Source organism: Nocardia sp. NPDC102475, from assembly GCF_055584605.1.
The window spans coordinates 136,344-151,455 of the sequence record NZ_JBVJLS010000019.1 but is presented as its reverse complement, the minus strand read 5'-3'; the positions used below and the strand labels follow the sequence as shown (position 1 = coordinate 151,455).

Here is a 15,112-nt window from a genome sequence, read left to right as displayed (position 1 = left end):
ACAGAATTCCCACAGCGCAGTCACGGGTGTAGCGCGAAACCATGCGGCACACGGGGGTGCCGACGTGCGTGGGTAGAATTCGTGCCGACGAAGGGGTAACAGGTGAAGGATCTGGTCGACACCACGGAGATGTACCTCCGTACCATCTACGACCTCGAGGAAGAGGGCGTGGTGCCCCTGCGTGCGCGCATCGCCGAGCGCCTCGAGCAGAGTGGCCCGACGGTCAGCCAGACTGTCGCGCGGATGGAACGCGATGGTCTGCTGCTGGTCGCCGGTGACCGCCATCTCGAACTGACCGACAAGGGCCGCAGCATGGCGGTCGCGGTCATGCGCAAGCATCGCCTCGCCGAGCGGCTGCTCGTGGACATCATCGGGCTCGACTGGCAGAACGTGCACGCCGAGGCATGCCGCTGGGAACATGTCATGAGCGAGGACGTCGAGCGGCGGCTGGTCGAGGTGCTCAACCACCCGACCACCTCCCCCTACGGCAACCCGATTCCGGGCCTGGACGAGCTGGGCCTCGCCCCACAGAGCGGCGCCGACGAGACCTTGGTCCGGTTGTCGGATCTGCCGCACGGCCAAGTGCACGCGGTCGTGGTACGCCGCCTCGCCGAGCACATCCAGACCGATCCCGAGGTCATCGGCCAGCTGCGGGAGGCGGGCGTGGTGCCCGACGCGCGCGTGACAGTCGAGACCAAGCCCGGCTCGGTGGTCATCACCGTGCCCGGCCACGCGGGTTTCGAACTCTCGGACGAGATGGCCCACGCCGTCCAGGTGAAGTTGGTCTGAGGCGTGAAACTTCTGATCACGGGTGGCGCGGGCTATGTAGGTGGCGTCTGCGCGCAGGTTCTGCTCGAATCGGGGCACGAGGTCGTGGTGGTCGACGACCTGTCGACCGGCAATGCCGAGGGCGTGCCTACCGAGGCGCGGTTCGTCGAGGGTGATGTCGCGGTCGCCGCGCCCGCTTTGCTCGAGGCCGAATCCTTCGACGGTGTCCTGCATTTCGCGGCGCAGTCGCTGGTCGGTGAGTCGGTGCAGCAGCCGGAGAAGTACTGGCACGGCAATGTGGTGAAGACGCTCGAGCTGCTGGAGGCGATGCGCCGCACCGAGACGCCGCGGCTGGTCTTCTCCTCGACCGCGGCCGTGTACGGCGAACCCGAACGGGTGCCGATCACCGAGGATGCGCCGACCCGGCCGACCAACCCCTACGGCGCCTCCAAGCTGGCCATCGACCACGCCATCACCTCCTATTCGATCGCGCACGGTCTGGCCGCGACCAGCCTGCGCTACTTCAACGTCGCGGGCGCCTACGGCGGCCTCGGCGAAAACCGGGTGGTGGAAACCCATCTCATCCCCCTCGTGCTCCAGGTCGCCCTCGGTCATCGCAAGGCGATCTCGGTCTTCGGCACCGACTGGCCCACCCCCGACGGCACCGCGGTCCGCGATTACATCCACATTCGCGACCTCGCCGACGCCCACCTGCTGGCCCTCGGCGCTGCCGAATCCGGCACACATCGCATCTTCAATCTCGGCAGCGGCACCGGTTTCTCGGTCCGCGAGGTGATTTCGGCCTGCGAGCGCGTCACCGGCCTGCCCATCGCCGCCCAGGACGCACCGCGTCGCGCCGGCGACCCGGCCACGCTGATCGCGTCCAGCGACCGCGTCATCACCGATCTCGGCTGGCAGCCCAAGCACAACAATCTGGACGAAATCGTCGCCGATGCTTGGGAATTCCTGCGTGACCTCGGTCCGCGGGCACACAGCGCGAAGTAGGCCAGCTCACCATCGAGCGCGGTCACATGGTGGTGCCGCATTTGCCACGACCACCATGTGACTCGCCAACTCACCTCTGACCACCCGAGAACGCGAACGGGCTCACCGGACAACCGGCCCCAAGTCGATACCGAGATCCGCGGCAATGCCGAGCCCGCAGTAGGCAAGGCGGCGCAGCGTATCCGGACGCATCCCGGTGCGCAGTGAGATCTCGAGCAAACTCGCCATGGAATGGGCGGGATCGGCTTCCAAGGCCGCCTGCAGTGCGATGCCGGCGAGCGGCCCGTCACCGCGGATGTAGGCGCTGTAGCCGAGAAGTGTTGCCGCATCGGCACGGTCGCTGCCCGACAGTGCATGCGTCAGCGCCACCCAGAGGGTTTCCGCAGGGGCGGCGTGGTCTCCGACGGCCAGCCCGAACAGCGAGTCGCGCACCGCCCGATCACGCAGTGCCGCGGCCAGTTCCGCGTATTCCTGGGCGGTGAGGGCCACACCGGAGTCGATATTGGCGATCTGCCACAGCACATGTTCGAGTGCCCGCCGGTGGTATCCGTCGGGATCACCGCGCCGGACGGCCGCGGCGTACTGCTCGTGCGCGAGCGCGCGAGCGCTGTCCAGATGTAGCGCGACCTGGTGCGCCAGTTCCTCATCCGGTGCGACCAGCGCGGTCAGCTCCGAACGGGTTCCCCGGATCGGCCGCCCTTCGAGCACATGCGCCACCGTCACCATCGATGTGGCCGGATCCGGCAGCGTCCCATGGTGATTCGCATCGAGCAGACTCCACCACCGCTGATCCGCCTCGATGGCGCGCACCGCCCAGGCGCCCTCGAGGTACACCTCGGCCCGCGACAGTCGGCGCGCGAACGCCGCGATGAGCGTGCCCCACGGTCCCGCACTCCCTGCACCATTTCGGCGCGTGCGCCGCGGTTCGCGCACCCGGTCATCGACGATGACCGCGAGTACTTCCGTCGCCCCCTCTGCGGCACAGATGTGCGAAACACACTCCGCATATGCCGCCGCGAGCCCCCGCCGACTCCCGCCTTCCTGATCCAAATCGAACCGCACCACCGCATCGATGATCGGACTCTGCTCCGCATCGGTCGCGCCCCGCAGCACCGCCACCACCATCGACCGCTCCGGCACGAATCCGACCATGGCGGGCACCGCCACAATCAATTCACCGGGATCGTCGACATGCAGTGAATCCCCTGGGATCCGATCCCCGAATTCCGGCGGCGGTTCCGCACAGATTCCCGGGCGCGGCTCTTTCCCGAAACCCCGTGTGCATTCCGACAATTCGGCCTCGACATCAGGGTCGAAGAAGGACACCGAATCGATTCGGGCCGAGACCTTGTCCACGGGCCACGTGCGATACGTATGCGACCCAACGCTATCGCGCGCTGGTTCATCGAACCGCGGCGCTAGATGCCCCGCAGCTAGATCGTCTGCTGGCTTGTCGGTACCTATCCCGGCGCCGTCACATGGCCATACGGCATCAGGACTTTCCATTGGCCGGTCGATTCGCACACCGCCGCCCGTATCCGCGCCGTCACGCGAATCCTCGACATCACGGTGGCCCGAGTCGCCGACATGCGGCGGGTGGGCGGATTTGCGGAGGTGAACGGCGGGGCTTGTACAAAAACCGGTGCGCGACGATGCGCCGTCGCCCGGATCTCCGAGGGCAGGAGCGGGATTCGTGGAAGTCGTCATGCATCGAGGGTGCGCTCACCCACCTCGAAGCCCGGGACAGCGACCTGGGGATATCGCGGGACGGAATTGCCCTGTGGAAAACGCTCGGACTGTGGACGAATCGGGAATCGGACACCGATACGGCGGCGACTATGTCGGTGCCACCTGTTACTGTCCGGCCGCACGCTCCAGCTGCCGAGCGGCGAAACCCTCCGTATTCACCTCTTCTCTACCTTCCGCACCGCCGCCGTGAACAGCTCGTCCAATGCCGCGGTATCCGGCTTCGCAGCGCCGAACGTCATGTACGTCACCGTGATTCGCACATCGGCGACCTGCCCGGTGAGCGTCTGCATCGACTGCGTCAGCCCGGCGGCGCTCACCTGCGGGGCCACCGTGCGGCGCAGCGCGAGCGTGTCGTCGGCATCGATCGTCGGCGGCGCCTGCAGTTCGGTGGTCACAATCGTCGTCGCACCCGCTCGGCTCACATGCACCTGCTGACACCGCTTCAACTGGTCACGCAACGCCGACAACGGCTGTCCGGTCCTGGTCAACTCCGCGGTCATCGTGGCGCGCGTCTCGTTGTCGGTGCCCACCGCGACGGCCGTCTGATTCGGACCGAATTGCTGAGCGGGCGGGACACATCCGTCGGGCTGCACCGTCGAACCGCGCCCGACCCCGGTCAGATCCCCCGCCGCCTGCGCGGCCGCCTCCGGTGGCAGCACGACCGCCTCATATCCGGCCGGGAACTGCGCGGGATCGGGCAGCAGCGTCGAAAGCTGTGCCGTCACATACCGGGTCCCCGCACTCGGACCGGAGGCGACCGGATGTCCGGTCACCGTTGACGCGCAGCCGGCGAGCAGCACCGCACTCGCGGCGAGGGGCACCCAACCCGATACCCCGAATCCGCGTGGCCCCCTGCGCGTCGAATTCGGCACAGTCACCGGTCCACTGTGCCAAACTCCCCGTGCCCGCCCACGATGCCACGCCGGTTCTTCGAGTGACCGGGAATGTGCGGGGTACTACTGATGTTGGCCTGTCTTATGGGTCGGTGTCGCCCGTGGCAACGGGTGTCGGGGCCATGGGGGACAATGGACAGTGGTTGACCGCCGCGAATTGCCGAACAGGCCTGTGAACCTGGAAGCTCGCGTCGGTGAACCGCGCAGGAAGGAGACGCGATGGACCACGAGTCGCGAATGTACGAGTTGGAGTTCCCAGCTCCGCAGCTGTCGAACGACGATGGCTTGGGTCCGGTCCTGGTACACGGACTGGAGGGCTTCACCGATGCCGGGCATGCGGTGCGGCTGGCCACGACGCACCTGCGCGAGAGTCTCGAGAGCGAGCTGGTCGCCTCGTTCGATGTCGACGAGTTGCTGGACTACCGCTCGCGTCGTCCGCTGATGACGTTCAAGACCGACCACTTCTCGGATTACGCCGAGCCCGAGCTGAATCTCTGGGCGCTGCGCGATACCGCGGGCACCCCGTTCCTGCTGCTGTCCGGCCTGGAACCGGATCTGCGCTGGGAGAAATTCACCACCGCGGTGCGTCTGCTCGCCGAACAACTCGGTGTGCGGCGCAGCATCGGACTGAGTGCCATCCCGATGGCGATCCCGCATACCCGCCCGCTCGGCATCACCGCGCACTCCTCCGACCGCGACCTCATCGCCGATCATCAGCGCTGGCCGGGCGAGCTACAGGTGCCGGGGAGCGCGTCCTCGCTGCTGGAGTACCGGATGGCCCAGCACGGCCACGAATCCGTCGGATTCTCGGTGCATGTGCCGCACTACCTCGCGCAGACCGCCTACCCGGAGGCCGCGCAGACCCTGCTCGAGCACGTCGCCGACAACGCGGGCCTGGAATTCCCGCTGGCCGCGCTCGGTGAGGCCGCCGCGCGGGTGCGCGAGCAGGTCAACGAGCACATCGCGGGGAATTCCGAGGTCGAGACCGTGGTGCACGCGCTCGAGCGCCAGTACGACAGCTTCGTCTCCGCGCAGGAACGCCAGTCGAGCCTGCTGGTAGGCGATGGTGAACTGCCCAGCGGCGACGAATTGGGCGCCGAATTCGAGCGCTTCCTGGCCGAGCAGGGCGGCTACGACGGCGACGAGGACGAACAGTCCAACTGACCCGATCACCCTGACGGGGCCGTAGACGGTTGCCCGTAGGGTGGTCGGAGTGGATCTGACCGAACTGCTGGAGATACCGGGAACCGACGCCGACGCGCTCTACGAATCCTTCGGGTCGTGGGCGGCCGAGCAGGGCACCCCGCTGTACCCGGCGCAGGACGAGGCGCTACTGGAATTGGCGTCCGGATCCAATGTCATCCTGGCCACCCCCACCGGATCCGGTAAATCCCTTGTCGCCGTCGGCGCGCATCTGTTCGCGTTGACCCGCGGCCTGCGCACCTACTACACCGCCCCGATCAAAGCGCTGGTCAGCGAGAAGTTCTTCGCCCTGTGCGAGGTTTTCGGCGCGGACCGGGTCGGCATGGTGACCGGTGACGCGGCGGTGAATCCGGAGGCGCCGATCATCTGCGCCACCGCCGAGATCCTGGCGAATATGGCGCTGCGCGAGGGCGCGGCCGCCGATGTCGGCCAGGTCGTGATGGACGAATTCCACTTCTACGCCGATCCGGACCGCGGCTGGGCCTGGCAGGTACCGCTGCTGGAACTTCCGCGCGCCCAATTCCTGCTCATGTCGGCAACTCTCGGCGAGGTCGACTTCTTCGCCGCCGATCTGAAACGCCGCACCGGTAATCCGACCGCTATCGTCGCGGGCACCGAACGTCCTGTCCCGCTGAGCTTTTCCTACGCGCGCACCCCCATCACCGAAACCCTGGAAGATCTCGTCACGACCAACCAGTCACCGGTGTACGTCGTGCATTTCACCCAGGCCGCCGCATTGGAACGCGCACAGGCGCTGACCAGCGTCAACTTCGCCACGCGCGCCGAAAAGGACGCCATCGCAACGGCACTGGGCGATTTCCGCTTCTCCTCCGGGTTCGGCAAGACCCTGTCCCGGCTGATCCGCCACGGTATCGGCGTACATCACGCGGGCATGCTGCCCAAGTACCGCCGCCTGGTGGAGCGCCTGGCCCAGGATGGTCTGCTGAAGGTGGTGTGCGGCACCGACACTCTCGGCGTCGGGATCAACGTGCCGATCCGCACGGTACTGCTCACCGGTCTCACCAAATTCGACGGTGTGCGCACCCGCAGGCTCAAGGCCCGCGAATTCCATCAGATCGCCGGGCGCGCGGGCCGGGCGGGCTACGACACCATGGGCACCGTGGTCGTGCAGGCGCCCGACCACGAAGTGGAGAACACCCGGCTGCTGGCCAAGGCGGGCGACGATCCGAAGAAACAGCGTAAGGTGGTGCGCCGCAAACCGCCGGAGGGCTTCGTCTCCTGGAGCGAGGAGACCTTCGACCGGCTCGTCGCCGCCAGCCCCGAACCGATGGTGTCGCGCTTCAACGTGACGAACTCCATGCTGCTCAATGTGATCGCCCGCCCGGGCAATTGCTTCGACGCCATGCGCCACCTGCTGGAGGACAATCACGAGCCCCGCCCCGCGCAACGCCGCCACATCCTGCGCGCCATCCGCCTGTATCGCGCCCTGCGCGATGCCGGTGTGGTGCAACAGCTTCCCGAACCCGACGCACAGGGCCGCCGCGCCAGGCTCACCGTCGACCTGCAGCGCGATTTCGCCCTCGACCAGCCCCTGTCCCCCTTCGCTCTCGCCGCGCTCGAGCTGCTCGACAAGGACGCCCCCGGCTACACCCTCGACGTCATATCCCTCATCGAGTCGACGCTCGAGGATCCGCGCCAGCTGCTGATGGCCCAGCAGCACAAGGCCCGCGGCCAGGCGATCAACGAGATGAAGGCCGACGGCATCGAATACGACGAACGCATGGAGCTGCTGGAAGAGGTCACCTGGCCCAAACCGCTGGCCGAGCTGATCGAACCCGCCTTCGAGACCTACCGGGCCGGGCACCCCTGGATGTCGGAATTCGCCCCGTCCCCCAAATCGGTCGTCCGCGACATGATCGAACGCTCGATGACCTTCGCCGAGCTGATCTCGCATTACGAGCTGGCCCGCTCCGAGGGGGTGGTGCTGCGCTATCTCGCCGACGCCTACCGCGCGCTGCGACGCACCGTCCCGGAATCCGCGCGCACCGAGGATCTCGACGATATGACCGAATGGCTGGGCGAGCTTGTGCGCCAAGTGGATTCGAGTCTGCTCGACGAATGGGAGCAGCTCACAAATCCGGGCGCGGAGACCGATGCCGATCAGCTCGCCTTCGGCGCGGAAACGGTGCGGCCGATCTCGGCCAACGAGCGCGCGTTCAAGGTGATGATCCGCAATGCCATGTTCCGTCGCGTCGAACTCGCCGCGCTGCGCCGCTGGGCGGCCCTCGCCGAGCTGGGCACCGGACCGGACTGGGCGGCCGAGCTGACCCCCTACTTCGACGAGTACGAAAGCATCGGCACCGGCCCGGACGCTCGCGGTCCGCAACTGTTCCAGGTGGAACAACGCCCCGGCTTCTGGCAGGTGCGCCAGGTGCTCGACGATCCCGCCGGGGACCACGGCTGGGCGCTGGCGGCCGTGGTCGATCTCGCCGAGTCCGATGCCGCGGGCGAGGTCGTATTCGACGAGGTCACGGTAGTCGCAGGGTGATCATGATCAAGGTGTCGTCAACGAGTTGGTTACCAGAGGCATCGCGCTGATACTCTCTCGCGCGGTGCCCGAACGACGGCCGACCCCCAAACGACGGAGAGTTCCCTTAGATTGACCGGTTCAAACCTGCCCGAATCGCCCTATCTGGCCATCCATCCAGAGCGGGTGCGCGAGAACTACCGCGCACTCCAGGCCGCGGTACCCGGAGCCCGAATACGCTTCGCGGTCAAGGCGAGTCCGGTCCCGGAACTCATCCGTCTGCTCGACCGTCACGGCGCGGAGTTCGACGTCGCCAGTGTCGGTGAGATCGAACTGTGCCTGCACGAAGGCGTCGACCCGGCACGCATGTGCTACGGGAACCCGATCAAGAAGGCCGCCCACATCGCGGCCGCCTACGCCGCGGGTGTGCGCCGCTACGCCTTCGACACCGAGGACGATCTGCTGCGCATCGTCGAGCACGCGCCGGGTTCGGAAGTCGAGTGCCGGTTCCTGTCCTCGGCGCCGCAGTCGACGACGCCCTTCGGCACCAAATTCGGCTGCTCCCCCACCGAGGCGCTACGTCTGCTGGTGCGCGCCCGCGATCTCGGACTGATCGTGGGGGGTCCGTACTTCCACGTCGGCTCCCAGCAGACCGACCCGCGGGCCTGGCGCATCGGTATCGAACAGGCGGGCCGCATCGCGGCAGCGCTGGCGGATAAGGATATTCCGGTGCGCTCGGTGAATATCGGTGGCGGCCTGCCCATTTCGTACGTCGAGGCGGCGCCCGCACTCGACGATATCGGCGCCGTCATCGCGGCCGCCACCGCCGAATTCCTGCCCGAGACCGCCGGACTCGTCATCGAGCCCGGCCGCGCACTCGTAGGTTCGGCGGGCACCATTCACGCCGAGGTCATCGGCGTGCGCATCGCGCCGGACGGACGGCGCTGGGTGTATCTCGACATCGGCCGCTACAACGGCATGGCCGAGACCGAGAACGAGTACATCGCATACCGCTTCGTCACCGAACGTGACGGAGATCCCGTGGACGAGGCGGTGGTGGCCGGACCGACCTGCGATGGCGACGATGTACTGTATCAACGCACGAAGGTCCTTCTTCCGACCTCGTTGCGAGCCGGTGATCGCATCCAGATCCTCGATACCGGCGCCTATACCGCGAGCTATTCGTCGGTGTCCTTCAATGGTTTTCCGCCCTTGACCGTTCATGTCTCGGGCGCTGAGCGAGAGTGAGTTTGCCTATGACGGCGGAATTCACCGGCTGGCATGTGCTGGCCGAGTTCGGTGGTGTCGACGCAGATCTCTGCGACGATCTCGAACGACTCGAATCGGCGTTGCGTGAGTCTCTGATCGCGGCGGGCGTCACCATCTGCGATGTCGTACACAAGAAGTTCGATCCGCAGGGGGTGACCGTCCTCGCGCTGTTGTCGGAGTCCCACGCCTCGATTCACACTTATCCGGAGTCCGGCGACATCTTTGTCGACGTATTCACCTGCGGAAGTATCGGCGCCGGCGCGTCGAAGGCCGTCGAACTGCTGCGAGATAAGTTGTCTCCCAGGGATGTTCGCATGCAGGTCATTCAGCGCGGGCATGGCTCGACGCGGATCGAAGAGCCGGTGGGCAATGGCCTGACCCGCATCTGGGATCTGCACGAGGTCATCGTCGACACCCATACTCCGTTCCAGCACATGGTGATCGCGCGCACCGAACAGGGCATCAGCCTGTTCTCCGACGACGATCGCCAGTCCACGGAGTTCTCCCAGCTGACCTATCACGAGGCGATGATGGTCCCCGCCTTCGCGCTGGCCGCGAAGCTGGACAAGGTGCTGATCATCGGGTCGGGTGAGGGTGTGGCCAGCCAGATGTCGGTCGCCGCGGGCGCGACGCTGGTGGATCACGTCGATATCGACCAGCGCGAGGTCGAGTTGTGCGCCGAGCACCTGCCCTACGGCTACACCAGCGAGGAGCTGGCCGCCGCGGTGCAGGGTGCGGGCCCGGTCAAAGTGCACTATGCCGACGGCTGGGACTTCCTTGCCAACGCGAACGAGGCGGGCACCCGCTACGACGTCATCGTCATCGATCTGCCCGATGAGCGGGTCGAGGACGCGCAGCACAACCGGCTCTACGAGTCGGAGTTCCTGTCGCGATGTCGGGCGCTGCTCGCACCCGGCGGCGTGCTCACGGCACAGGCCGGATGCGCGACCATGTGGCGCAACGAGACGCTGAAGCGGTCCTGGAAGCGCTTCCACGAGCAGTTCGGCACTGTGGTGCAGTACGGCAGCGATGAGCACGAGTGGACATTCCTGTTCGGGTTGAACGAGCGAATCGATGAACCGGTGCAGGCGATGACCGATCGGCTGGGCACGCTGCCCTACCACGCCGAGACGATCGATGCGCGGGCACTGGTGCGCGGCGCGATCGAACCGCACGCGCTGCGCGTCTAGCAGCACTCTCGAATCGCACCGGCTCCCAAGGGTTTCCGTGGAGCCGGTGCGATTCGGCTTGCGGAATCCTTAACGGTTGCGACCGGAGTGTCCGCTCGTGGCCGAGAACTGAATGGTTATCGCGTGAAATGGATCTCGCTGTGTCGTGGCGGGGCGGTGGTCGCGTAGCGGATCTGCTGGTTGCCCGGCCGCGTGCGCTGCCATCGGCCGAACCGCTGTACGAGTACTGCGATGGACAGTGCGCCGGTGAGTAGCGCCATCGGTTCGCCGATGCATTTTCGTTTGCCGATGCCGAACGGCAGGCGGGCGGGTCCGAGCGCGATGAACAGCTGGTCGCCCCGATGCAGCGAGCAACCGGACAGTTCGGTATCGACCGCGACGTGGCGGAAGATGAGCGGGAACGACGGTCGCTGTGCCACAACATCGCCGAAAAACGATGTGAGCAGCGGCAACCGGGCGAGATCGGCTGCGGCCGGTACGCGACTCGCCAACACTTGTTCGACTTCGGTCCGCAATTCGACCAGCTCGGCGGGATGGTCGGCCAGCCGCACACATGCCCACGCCTGAGCGCATGCCGTGCTGTCGAAACCTGCCATCAAGTGGCTTATCACCTGATCGCGTATCCGCTGGCCCGGGAGTTCCGGACGCACCTGCAGTAGGTGTCCGAGCAGGTCGGCGGCGCAATCGTCCATTGTGCGCCGCCGGTCGATGATGGCGTGGACCTCGGCGTCCATGGCCGCGATGGCGCGCCGGTACTTGCCGCCACCGATCCGGAACCACTGCTTGCGCTGGCTGTCGAAGATCGGCTGGGCCAGCCGCACCAATGTCGCGCAATCGACGGTCTGACCGAAAAGATGCCGTGCCAGCAGTTCTACGTTGAGCAGTTTGAATTCGGTGAACACGTCGACGGCTCGGTCCGGATGCCAGCTGTCGATCCGGTCGTTCAATCGCTGGACACTCTCGTGCGCGAGCGGCACGAGCTCGGCAGCCGCGAACGCGGGATTCGTGTGTTCACGCAATGTCCGCCACAGTTGCGGATCGTTGACCACGAACAAACCCTCGTCGCCGGTTGCGTTACGGATGATCCGGTAGATCGGACCACCTTTGTCGAATTCGCCCGCACCGGTACGCAGCACACGGTCGATGAGATCGCTGTCGGTGATCAGCCAAGACCGGCCCGGCAATGGCACCCTGACCCGCATGATCCCGCCGTTGCGCTGCGCCCGCGCGATCAGTGCGGACGCAACGTCACGGTTGACAATCGCCTGTCGCCAACCGATCTCGGCTCGAACCTCACCGGGCATAGCCATGCTGCTCCTACACCGGATACATCGGATCTCAGGTCAATAGCTGGCCGACAAGTCTGCCATTTCTGTATGCGGCGCGTGCACCTATTCCGCTGAATCCGAGCATAAATGGGCGCACGGGCCAACGCCCGGACCTATCACCGCTTGCGCCAGTCTTCGACGTTCATGCCACCGATGCCCCAGTCGGTCAGCTCGACCTCGTCGATCACCACGAACGTCGTCGCCGGGTCCTTGCCGAGCACATCCTGCAGCAGGTCGGTGACGCCCTTGATCAGCTGGGTCTTCTGCTCCCGCGTCACGCCCTCGTTGGTGACCTTGATATTGACGTAAGGCATTATGCGGCCCTTCCCGAGATGAACCCGCCGTCGACGGGGAAGATGTGGCCGGTGGTGAAGGCGGCGTCGGCGAGATACAGCGCCGCTGCGGTGGTTTCGCTCACTTCGCCGATTCGGTTGAGCAAAGCCAGTCGGCCCGAGGCGCTTTCGTCGCCGTCACCGAACAGTGGTGTGCGAATGATGCCGGGAGCGACGGCATTGACCCGGATGCCGTCCGCGGCGAGTTCCGCGGCAAGGCTCGTGGTCAACGCGTGGACGCCGCCCTTGCTGACCAGTGCGGCCGATGCGGGCAGCCCCGCGAGCGCGTGGTTGATCAGCACCGTCCCGATATTCACAATGCTGCCACCGCTTTTCTGCGCTTGTAGCTGACGCACGACGGCCTGTGTGGTGAAGTAGGTCCCTTTCAGGTTGCCATTCAGGTAGCTGTCCAGATCCGCCTCGGTGACATCGACGAACGACTTGGCCCCGAAGATCCCGGCATTGTTCACCAGCACATCGACGCGACCGAAACGTTCCACCGCAAGGCGCACGAGCTCGGAACCCGTTGTGGGCGTACCGATATCACCGGCGAATACCGCCAACCTCGATGGCGCGCCCAACGAGTCCGCCACCGCCGCGAGCTTGTCCGCATCCCGCCCGTTGAGCACGACATTGTCACCACGCTCCACGAAGGCCCGAGCGATATCGCGCCCGATCCCACTGGAGGATCCGGTGACGATGACCGTCTTGACCATATTCTTCTCTCTTTCTCGTGACACTTACTGATACGACCGGTCGTCTTGGAATAGATACATGGCCACCCAAAGCGGCAATACCTACAGGTCAGGGCCGAAAGTAGTCATCCAGCAGTCGGCGCAAACACTTGTGCAGCGGTTCGAGCGAGCGCTGGATCTTCATCCTGATCACCGCGCCCTCCCACGATTCCAACAGCAGATCAGCCAATTCCGTGGCGTCGATATCGTCGCGAATCGTCCCGAGCTCCTGCGCCCGCCGTAGCGCCACCGCCACCCCGTCACGCCAGGAATTCCACGCCCCCGCCAAGGATGCCCGCAGCACCTCACTGCCCTCGAGTTCCCCGCCGAGGTTCGCGATCAGGCATCCACCGGTGAACTCCGCCCGCACGAAATCATCCATGAGCCGCCCGAAGAACGCCCGCAACCCGGCGACCGGATCCGGCGAAGTCCCGAGCGCCTCGGCCAAATTCCGCTGCACACACAGCGAATGGTGGTCGATGATGGCCTGCCCGAAACTCTCCTTGCTATCGAAGTAGTTGTAGAACGAACCCTTCGGCACGCCGACCGCATCCAGGATCTGCTTGATACCGGTCCCGTGATAGCCGTTCGTCAGGAACCCGGCAGCGCCCTGCTCCACCAGAAGCTGCCGAGTGTCATCACTGCGTCGGGGTCGTGCCATGAGGTTAATATATGACCGGTCGTCTTGGAATGGCAAATCCGGCGTGATTCAGAGCAACCGTCGCCACTCGGCGCACCGAGCCACGAAGGCACTCAGATGATCGGCAGCGAAACGTTCAGCATACCAATCTTCCTGCGCGACAACGGAAGTCCACACGTACGCCCACGCCGACATGGCCGAACCGGGGCGAACCCGCCGCAACTCGTACTCGTGATCCTCGAACGCATCCAGCACCGCCCACTCCCCCGCGTCGAGCCCCGACAACACCACACCCCGGGCAACCCCGCCCACGGCGGGCACCAGCCCGGGATAAACCCGCCCTGGCAGTGCCGCCACCCGCCACCCGGTCAACTCCGCCGCCACCGATTCCGGACACCTCCCGATCAATTCGACCAGCACCTCCGGAAACTGCAACGTTCCGTAGGCGAACAGCTGATCGCCGTTCGCGATCGAGCGACCGAGCCGCTGTCCCGGCTCGGTCGACACATTGGCACCCGACTCATCCACCGTGCACCCTTTCCAACTGCCTACCAGCGGAGATTACGCCCAACGATCCGATAGACCCGCGTTGGAACTGGGGGCAGCTACTCGTCCGACAAACAACTCACCGGACAGCGTCTTCACACGAACGCATCGGCGTTGCGTACGCACCAGTCGGCGAACGTGCGCGGACTTCTGCCGAGCAGCTCACGCACCGTGTCGGTGCGGAACCCCACCGTATCGGCGCGCATCAACTCGAACCCCTCGATGATCGCCGCCGCCAGCGCCGGTGGCGCACCGCCTGGGTAGCGGGATGCCAAAGCCTCCTGCGGTGTGGCCGCCTCGTGCACCTCGATGGCGCGACCGATCGTGCCGGCGATGGTCGCGACTTGTTCTGTGACAGTATAGGTTTCCGTGCCGGTGAGGGTGTATGTCATGCCATGGTGGCCGTCGCCGGTGAGGACCTCGACCGCCACCGCGGCGATATCGGCGGGGTCGATCGGGGCGTAACGACCGGGCCCAGTGGGATCGAGGACCGCGCTGCCGGAGCGGATCGTCTGCGCCCACGCGAGCGCATTCGTCATGAATCCACCGGGTCGCAGCACGGTCACCGGTATGCCGGATTCGGCGACCACCCGCTCACGCTCGAGATGCCAACGCCCCATCGCGGGTACCGGATCGCCCATCGCATTGAACGACGACAACTGCACGATATGCCGCACTCCGGCCGTTCGCGCCGCGTTCACCGCATCGACGGTGTGCTCCAGGCCGATGCCGGGCACCAGCAGGAACAGCGTGTCGGCACCGTCGAATGCGGGCGCGAGGGTCGCTGGATCGTCCAGATCGCCGACGATCAACTCACCCCCGCCCGGATCCGCGACACGAGCCGGATCGCGCACGAGAACACGGAATTCCGCACCTCTTGCGGCGAGTTCGCCGACGAGTTCACGACCGATATTTCCGGTGCCACCGGTGACCACTATCATCAGATCTCCATATCACTAGCCGTCTA

The 15,112-nt window shown here is 65.9% G+C and carries 14 protein-coding genes; 6 read left to right on the top strand and 8 right to left on the bottom strand.

The features are described from left to right. Positions 1 to 102: 102 nt before the first annotated feature. Together ACZ60G_RS30680 and galE are read left to right on the top strand one after the other, a co-directional pair. Complete coding sequence (locus ACZ60G_RS30680; RefSeq protein WP_040692605.1) at positions 103 to 789, top strand: metal-dependent transcriptional regulator; 687 nt, start codon at positions 103 to 105, stop codon at positions 787 to 789. A gap of 3 nt (positions 790 to 792) precedes the next feature. Then, on the top strand, positions 793 to 1,773 hold the full coding sequence (galE, locus tag ACZ60G_RS30675; protein WP_465814424.1) for a UDP-glucose 4-epimerase GalE: 981 nt from the start codon (positions 793 to 795) through the stop codon (positions 1,771 to 1,773). A gap of 102 nt (positions 1,774 to 1,875) precedes the next feature. Here the strand turns inward: galE and ACZ60G_RS30670 are convergent, their stop codons facing one another. Next, complete coding sequence (locus ACZ60G_RS30670; RefSeq protein WP_465814422.1) at positions 1,876 to 3,129, bottom strand: DUF4192 domain-containing protein; 1,254 nt, start codon at positions 3,127 to 3,129, stop codon at positions 1,876 to 1,878. A gap of 548 nt (positions 3,130 to 3,677) precedes the next feature. Next, positions 3,678 to 4,400, bottom strand: coding sequence for a DUF5642 family protein (locus tag ACZ60G_RS30665; RefSeq protein ID WP_465814420.1), 723 nt, complete (start codon positions 4,398 to 4,400; stop codon positions 3,678 to 3,680). A gap of 234 nt (positions 4,401 to 4,634) precedes the next feature. On the opposite strand from ACZ60G_RS30665, the gene ACZ60G_RS30660 reads away from it, so the two are divergent. The 4 genes from ACZ60G_RS30660 to speD all read left to right on the top strand — a co-directional run bounded on the left by ACZ60G_RS30660 (position 4,635) and on the right by speD (position 10,565). Further along, the gene (locus ACZ60G_RS30660; protein ID WP_063038328.1) at positions 4,635 to 5,579 is read left to right on the top strand and encodes a PAC2 family protein; all 945 of its coding nucleotides are present in this window, start codon (positions 4,635 to 4,637) and stop codon (positions 5,577 to 5,579) included. 49 nt (positions 5,580 to 5,628) lie between these two features. Then, on the top strand, positions 5,629 to 8,127 hold the full coding sequence (locus ACZ60G_RS30655) for a DEAD/DEAH box helicase (protein ID WP_465814418.1): 2,499 nt from the start codon (positions 5,629 to 5,631) through the stop codon (positions 8,125 to 8,127). 126 nt (positions 8,128 to 8,253) lie between these two features. Continuing rightward, complete coding sequence (locus ACZ60G_RS30650; protein ID WP_465814493.1) at positions 8,254 to 9,354, top strand: type III PLP-dependent enzyme; 1,101 nt, start codon at positions 8,254 to 8,256, stop codon at positions 9,352 to 9,354. An 8-nt stretch (positions 9,355 to 9,362) separates the two neighbouring features. Further along, on the top strand, positions 9,363 to 10,565 hold the full coding sequence (gene speD / locus ACZ60G_RS30645) for an adenosylmethionine decarboxylase (RefSeq protein WP_465814416.1): 1,203 nt from the start codon (positions 9,363 to 9,365) through the stop codon (positions 10,563 to 10,565). A gap of 116 nt (positions 10,566 to 10,681) precedes the next feature. Here the strand turns inward: speD and ACZ60G_RS30640 are convergent, their stop codons facing one another. The 6 genes from ACZ60G_RS30640 to ACZ60G_RS30615 all read right to left on the bottom strand — a co-directional run bounded on the left by ACZ60G_RS30640 (position 10,682) and on the right by ACZ60G_RS30615 (position 15,086). Continuing rightward, positions 10,682 to 11,875 carry a cytochrome P450 gene (locus tag ACZ60G_RS30640; protein WP_465814414.1) on the bottom strand — a complete coding sequence of 398 codons (1,194 nt, stop codon included), beginning with the start codon at positions 11,873 to 11,875 and terminating at the stop codon, positions 10,682 to 10,684. Between the two features lie 134 nt (positions 11,876 to 12,009). Then, complete coding sequence (locus ACZ60G_RS30635; protein ID WP_465814412.1) at positions 12,010 to 12,207, bottom strand: tautomerase family protein; 198 nt, start codon at positions 12,205 to 12,207, stop codon at positions 12,010 to 12,012. Beyond that, positions 12,207 to 12,941 (bottom strand): SDR family NAD(P)-dependent oxidoreductase, encoded by a 735-nt coding sequence (locus ACZ60G_RS30630; protein WP_465814410.1) that lies wholly within the window; start codon positions 12,939 to 12,941, stop codon positions 12,207 to 12,209. The genes ACZ60G_RS30635 and ACZ60G_RS30630 overlap by 1 nt, the downstream gene beginning before the upstream one ends. An 88-nt stretch (positions 12,942 to 13,029) precedes the next feature. Then, positions 13,030 to 13,620: a TetR family transcriptional regulator C-terminal domain-containing protein gene (locus ACZ60G_RS30625; protein ID WP_465814408.1), complete on the bottom strand. Its 591-nt coding sequence runs from the start codon at positions 13,618 to 13,620 to the stop codon at positions 13,030 to 13,032. A gap of 48 nt (positions 13,621 to 13,668) precedes the next feature. Continuing rightward, a complete protein-coding gene (locus ACZ60G_RS30620) occupies positions 13,669 to 14,127 on the bottom strand; it encodes a gamma-glutamylcyclotransferase family protein (RefSeq protein ID WP_465814406.1) in 459 nt (152 codons plus the stop codon). A 113-nt stretch (positions 14,128 to 14,240) separates the two neighbouring features. After that, positions 14,241 to 15,086, bottom strand: coding sequence for an SDR family oxidoreductase (locus ACZ60G_RS30615; RefSeq protein ID WP_465814404.1), 846 nt, complete (start codon positions 15,084 to 15,086; stop codon positions 14,241 to 14,243). Positions 15,087 to 15,112: the final 26 nt, after the last annotated feature.

What these genes read in the sequence shown, in the direction of transcription:
- ACZ60G_RS30625 (WP_465814408.1), bottom strand. Translation starts at nt 13,620, where the DNA reads ATGGCACGACCCCGACGCAGTGATGACACTCGGCAGCTTCTGGTGGAG.
- ACZ60G_RS30640 (WP_465814414.1), bottom strand. Translation starts at nt 11,875, where the DNA reads ATGGCTATGCCCGGTGAGGTTCGAGCCGAGATCGGTTGGCGACAGGCG.
- ACZ60G_RS30615 (WP_465814404.1), bottom strand. Translation starts at nt 15,086, where the DNA reads ATGATAGTGGTCACCGGTGGCACCGGAAATATCGGTCGTGAACTCGTC.
- ACZ60G_RS30635 (WP_465814412.1), bottom strand. Translation starts at nt 12,207, where the DNA reads ATGCCTTACGTCAATATCAAGGTCACCAACGAGGGCGTGACGCGGGAG.
- ACZ60G_RS30630 (WP_465814410.1), bottom strand. Translation starts at nt 12,941, where the DNA reads ATGGTCAAGACGGTCATCGTCACCGGATCCTCCAGTGGGATCGGGCGC.
- speD (WP_465814416.1), top strand. Translation starts at nt 9,363, where the DNA reads ATGACGGCGGAATTCACCGGCTGGCATGTGCTGGCCGAGTTCGGTGGT.
- ACZ60G_RS30660 (WP_063038328.1), top strand. Translation starts at nt 4,635, where the DNA reads ATGGACCACGAGTCGCGAATGTACGAGTTGGAGTTCCCAGCTCCGCAG.